General features: G+C 70.9%; 5 protein-coding genes. 3 read left to right on the forward strand and 2 right to left on the reverse strand.

Annotated features, from left to right (window positions below; translation table 11 throughout):
- The first annotated feature begins 435 nt into the window (after positions 1–435).
- Positions 436–618, forward strand: coding sequence for a DUF1540 domain-containing protein (locus ONA70_RS34340; protein ID WP_265010649.1), 183 nt, complete (start codon positions 436–438; stop codon positions 616–618).
- Positions 619–672: 54 nt separating this feature from the next.
- Here the strand turns inward: ONA70_RS34340 and ONA70_RS34345 are convergent, their stop codons facing one another.
- Complete coding sequence (locus ONA70_RS34345; RefSeq protein ID WP_265010650.1) at positions 673–2,679, reverse strand: protein meaA; 2,007 nt, start codon at positions 2,677–2,679, stop codon at positions 673–675.
- 151 nt (positions 2,680–2,830) lie between these two features.
- Between ONA70_RS34345 and ONA70_RS34350 the strand changes: the two genes are divergently transcribed.
- Together ONA70_RS34350 and ONA70_RS34355 are read left to right on the forward strand one after the other, a co-directional pair.
- The gene (locus ONA70_RS34350) at positions 2,831–3,676 is read left to right on the forward strand and encodes an ABC transporter ATP-binding protein (RefSeq protein WP_265010651.1); all 846 of its coding nucleotides are present in this window, start codon (positions 2,831–2,833) and stop codon (positions 3,674–3,676) included.
- Positions 3,676–4,524 (forward strand): ABC transporter permease, encoded by an 849-nt coding sequence (locus ONA70_RS34355; RefSeq protein WP_265010652.1) that lies wholly within the window; start codon positions 3,676–3,678, stop codon positions 4,522–4,524. The genes ONA70_RS34350 and ONA70_RS34355 overlap by 1 nt, the downstream gene beginning before the upstream one ends.
- Positions 4,525–4,568: 44 nt before the next feature.
- Here ONA70_RS34355 and ONA70_RS34360 read toward each other — a convergent pair whose 3' ends face one another.
- On the reverse strand, positions 4,569–5,417 hold the full coding sequence (locus ONA70_RS34360) for a 3-hydroxyacyl-CoA dehydrogenase family protein (protein ID WP_265010653.1): 849 nt from the start codon (positions 5,415–5,417) through the stop codon (positions 4,569–4,571).
- Positions 5,418–5,459: the final 42 nt, after the last annotated feature.

A 5,459-nucleotide genomic window follows, 5' to 3' on the forward strand; every position in this document is an offset into this window, starting at 1 on the left:
CGCTCACACCCACAAACCGGACACACCACCCACCTGAGCACCGAGCCGCCCGACGCCGCGCCGGCCAGTGGAACACCATGTACGTCACCGGAGCCGGGAGACGTCCATAGCGTTCCACCCACGGCAGCCAGCCGCGCCAAGAACGGACAAACCACCCCGGCCCACCAGCCGGCAATCTCGCCGCCGCCCCAGCCCCAGCCGCCCACACCCTGCTTGATCCACTCAGCGTCCCGCGAGCCGGGCCATCGCCTCCCGCAACACCCGCGCAACTTCCCCGAGACTGTTGCCTCCCGCCGCAAGGAGGCAGCACTTACCCCGAAGTTGTGCGCACCGGAAGACCGGAGAAGGCAGCCCGGCCGCCAACGCCCAAAGGCAGGGAGACGAACAGGTCGAATGCCTAAAATCGTCGCAAGATGCCTAAGGAGGGTCGCCGCCATGACCGCAGCGATGGAGATGCCGCGGGTGCAGGAGTGCACCGTCAGGTCCTGCGCCTACAACCACACCAATGACTGCCACGCATTCGCCATCACGATCGGCAGCAGCGACCACGCACGCTGCCACACCTTCGTGGAGATGCCGGTCCGCGGCGGCATCGACCAGATCAACCTGAGCCGCTGAGGTGTTAGTAGGGGCCCCTTCACCACGCCAGGCGTTAACCGGGGCCCCCTCCTTTCAACTCAGGCCGTTGGCCTCGCGGATCACCGTCACGAGGTCGTCGATGATGCCGGTCAGCGCGAAGTCCTTCGGGGTGAAGACGCGGGCCACGCCCGCCGCCCGCAGGGCCTCGGCGTCGCCGGCCGGGATGATGCCGCCGACCACCACGGGCAGGTCGGCGCGGCCGGCGGCGCGCAACCCGTCCAGCACGGCCGGCACGGCGGCCAGGTGCGAGCCGGAGAGCACCGAGAGCCCGACCAGGTCCACGTCCTCCTCGACGGCGGCGGCCACGATCTGCCGGGCGGTCAGCCGGATGCCCTGGTAGACCACCTCGAAACCGGCGTCGCGGGCGCGTACCGCGATCTGCTCGGCGCCGTTGGAGTGCCCGTCCAGGCCGGGCTTGCCGACCAGCAACCGCAGCCGGCCGCTGCCCAGTTCCCGGGCGGTGGCGGCGACCCGGTCCCGGACCGTCGCGAGGCCCGCGTCGCCGCCGGCCCCGGCCGCGCCCGCGAGGCCCGTCGGGGCCCGGTACTCGCCGAAGACCTGGCGTAACGCGCCGGCCCACTCGCCGGTGGTCACCCCGGCCCGCACGCACTCCAGCGTCGCCGGCATCAGGTTCGTCGTGGTCGCGGCGTCCGCCCGGAGCCGGGCCAGTGCCGCGTCCACGGCCGCCGCGTCCCGGCCGGCCCGCCACTCGCGTACGGCGTCGGTGGCGTCCTCCTCGACCGCCGGGTCGACCTGCTCGATCGCCTCGGCGCCGGCCGCGGTCAGCGGCGACGGCTCGGTCTCGGTGAACCGGTTGACCCCGACCACCACGTCGGTGCCGGCCTCCATCCGCCGCCGGCGATCGGCGAGCGAGGCCACCAGCGCGCTCTTCAGGTAGCCGGTCTCCACGGCGGTCACCACGCCGCCCATCTCCAGCACCTTCGCCAGCTCGACCCGAGCGCCGGCGACGATGTCGTCGACCAGCGCGGTCATCACGTGCGAGCCCTCGAACAGGTCCGGGTACTCCAGCAGGTCCGACTCGTACGCCAGCACTTGCTGCATGCGCAGCGACCACTGCTGGTCCCAGGGGCGGGGCAGGCCGAGCGCCTCGTTCCAGGCGGGCAGTTGCACCGCGCGGGCCCGGGCGTCCCGGGAGAGGGTGACGCCGAGCATCTCCAGCACGATGCGCTGGATGTTGTTCTCCGGCTGGGCCTCGGTGAGACCGAGCGAGTTGACCTGGACCCCATAGCGGAAGCGGCGCTGCTTCGGGTTCTCGACGCCGTACCGGTCGCGGGTGATCTCGTCCCAGAGCGCGCCGAAGGCGCGCATCTTGGCGATCTCCTCGACGAAGCGCACTCCGGCGTTGACGAAGAAGGAGATCCGCTGGACCACGTCGCCCATCCGCTCGGCCGGCACCTGGCCGGCGTCGCGCACCGCGTCGAGCACGGCGACCGCGGTGGCGAGGGCGAAGCCGACCTCCTGCACCGGCGTCGCGCCGGCCTCCTGCAGGTGGTATGAGCAGATGTTGACCGGGTTCCACTTCGGCATCTCACGCAGCGTGTACGCGATGACGTCCGCGGTCAGCCGCAGCGAGGCCGCCGGCGGGAAGATGTACGTCCCCCGGGACAGGTACTCCTTGATGATGTCGTTCTGCGTGGTGCCGGCGCAGCGGGCCAGCTCGGCGCCCTGCTCGGCGGCGACCGTGCCGTAGAGGGCCAGCAGCCACATGGCCGGCGCGTTGATCGTCATCGAGGTGTTCATCTCGGCGAGCGGGAGGCCGTCGAAGAGGGCCCGCATGTCGCCGAGGTGTGCCACCGGGACACCCACCCGACCCACCTCGCCGGTGGCCAGTTCGTGGTCCGGGTCGTACCCGGTCTGGGTGGGCAGGTCGAAGGCGACGGAGAGACCGGTCTGCCCCTTCGCCAGGTTGCGGCGGAAGAGCGCGTTGGTGGCCGCGGCGGAGGAGTGCCCGGCGTAGGTGCGCATCACCCAGGGCCGGTCGCGTTCCGGCAGCCGGCCCGCGGGAGCCTTCTCGTCCATGGCCGGAGTCTAAGTTACCGTTCAGTAAAACGGGTTGTGGAAAACCACACAGATCCATGGAGCGGACCGACGGGCATGAGCGGCGCGACATGGCCGACACCACCACACCCCGGGCCACCGCCTGGTGTGTCGCGGACGCACACTGGACGTCATGGATGACGAGCTCGCGATCTCCGTACGGGGACTGCGCAAGGCGTACGGGGACAACCTCGCGGTGGCGGGCGTGGACCTGGACGTGCACCGGGGCGAGGTGTTCGCCCTGCTCGGCCCGAACGGCGCCGGCAAGACCACCACGGTGGAGATCCTGGAGGGCTACCGGCAGCGCGACGCCGGCGAGGTACGCGTGCTCGGCGTCGACCCGGCCCGCCCGGACCCGGCCTGGCGGTCCCGGGTCGGCATCGTGCTTCAGGGCACCGGCGAGTTCGACGAGCTGACCGTCGCCGAGGTGGTCCGGCACTTCTCCGGCTTCTATCCGGAGGCCGACGACCCCGACAAGGTGATCGAGCGGGTCGGGCTGGGCGCCAAGGCGAAGGCCCGTACGCACACCCTCTCCGGCGGGCAGAAGCGCCGGCTCGACGTGGCGCTGGGCATCATCGGCCGTCCCGAACTGCTGTTCCTGGACGAGCCCACCACCGGCTTCGACCCGGAGGCCCGGCGCGAGTTCTGGGAGCTGATCCGGGACCTGGCCGCCGCCGGCACCACCATCGTGCTGACCACCCACTACCTGGACGAGGCCGAGGCCCTTGCCGACCGGGTCGGCGTGATCGCCGCCGGCCGGGTGGTCGAGGTGGCCCCGCCGAACCGGCTCGGCAACCGGCAGGAGGCCCTGGCCACGGTCTCCTGGCGTACCACGGACGGGACGCGGGAGAGCGCGGAGACCGCGACGCCGACGGCACTGGTCGCCGAGCTGGGCGCGCGCTTCGGCGGCGAGGTCCCCGGGCTCACGGTGACCCGGCCGACCCTGGAAGACGTCTACCTGCGGATGATCGGACACTGATGACGACCACGACGAAGCCGGCGGCCCCGGTCGCCACCGTCCCCGCAGCGCGTCGGCTGGGCGCGGGCGCCCTGGCACTGCGGCAGGGCCGACTGGAGATCACCCAGTTCCTGCGCAGCCGGGAGTCCGTCGTCTTCACGATGGGCTTCCCGATCATCATGATCCTGATCTTCGCCTCGATCTTCCACGGCGAGATCGGTGGCGGGGTGAAGTTCACCCAGTACTTCATCACCGGCATGATCGCCACCGGGCTGATGACGGTGAGCTTCCAGAACCTCGGCATCTGGATCCCGATCGAGCGGGACCGGGGCGTGCTCAAGCGTTACCGGGGCACCCCGATGCCGAAGTGGGTCTGGTTCGCCGGCAAGGTGATCATGGTGGTGGCGATCGGCGTCGCCGAGACCGCCCTGCTGCTGCTCGTCGCCGTGCTGCTGTTCGACCTGAAGCTGCCCGATACCGCCGCGAAGTGGTTCACCTTCGGCTGGGTCGCGGTCCTCGGCGTCACCGCCTGCACCCTGTGCGGCATCGCCATCTCCTCGCTGGCCCGGACCGCCCGCAGCGGCTCGGCCGTGGTCACCCCGGTAGCGCTGATCCTGCAGTTCATCTCCGGGGTGTTCTTCGTCTTCACCAGCCTGCCGGCCTGGATGCAGCAGGTCGCGGCGCTCTTCCCGCTCAAGTGGATGTGCCAGGGGCTGCGGTCGGTCTTCCTGCCGGGCAGCTTCGGCGGGCAGGAGCCGGGCGGCTCGTTCGAGCTGGGCCGCGTCGCCCTCGTCCTCGGGCTCTGGTGCGTGATCGGCCTGGTGCTCTGCCTGACCACCTTCCGCTGGACCACCCGGCGCGACGGCTGAGGCGCAAGGGCCCCCGGCCGCCTCGGCCGGGGGCGGCATGGGACTCAGTACGCGTAGAAGCCCTGGCCGGTCTTGCGGCCCAGGTCACCGGCGGTGGCCATGCGCTGGAGCAGCTCCGGCGGGAAGAACTTCTCGTCGGCGGTGTCGGTGTAGATGTTCTTCGTGGCGTTGAGCAGCACGTCCACGCCGGTCAGGTCGACCGTGGCCAGCGGGCCCATGGCGTGGCCGAAGCCCAGCTTGCAGGCGGTGTCCAGGTCCTCGGCCGAGATCACGCCGGACTCGACCAGCTTGACCGCCTCCATCGCGAGGGCGCAGATCAGCCGGGTGGTGACGAAACCGGCGATGTCCCGGTTGACCACCACGACGGTCTTGCCGATCTCCTCGGCGAAGGCCTTCGCGGTCGCCAGGGTGCTGTCGCTGGTCTTGTAGCCGCGGACCAGCTCGCAGAGCTTCATCATCGGCACCGGCGAGAAGAAGTGGGTGCCGACGACCGACTCCGGCCGCTCGGTGGCGGTGGCGATCTGGGTGACCGGGATGGCCGAGGTGTTGGTGGCCAGCACCGCGTCGGCCTTGCAGATCTTGTCCAGCGCGCGGAACACCTCGTGCTTGATCTCGATCTTCTCGAAGACCGCCTCGACCACGATGTCCGCGTCGGCCGCCGCCTCCAGCTCGGTGGTCGGGGTAATCCGGGCCAGGGTCGCCTCGACCTCGGACGCCTCGATCTTCCCCTTCTCGGCGAACTTCTCCAGCGACTTCCGGATGCCGTCGACGCCCCGCTTGGTGGCCGCGTCGTCCAGGTCCCGCAGCGTCACCTGCCAGCCCGCCTGCGCCGCCACCTGGGCGATGCCCGAGCCCATCAGCCCGGCACCGACGACCGCGAGTCGACCCGCCATCTGCTTCTCCCTCGCTGCGAATGAGTGTCTGCCAGCACCCTA

The sequence above is a fragment of the Micromonospora yasonensis genome (assembly GCF_026013475.1).
GTDB classification, from domain to species: domain Bacteria; phylum Actinomycetota; class Actinomycetes; order Mycobacteriales; family Micromonosporaceae; genus Micromonospora; species Micromonospora yasonensis.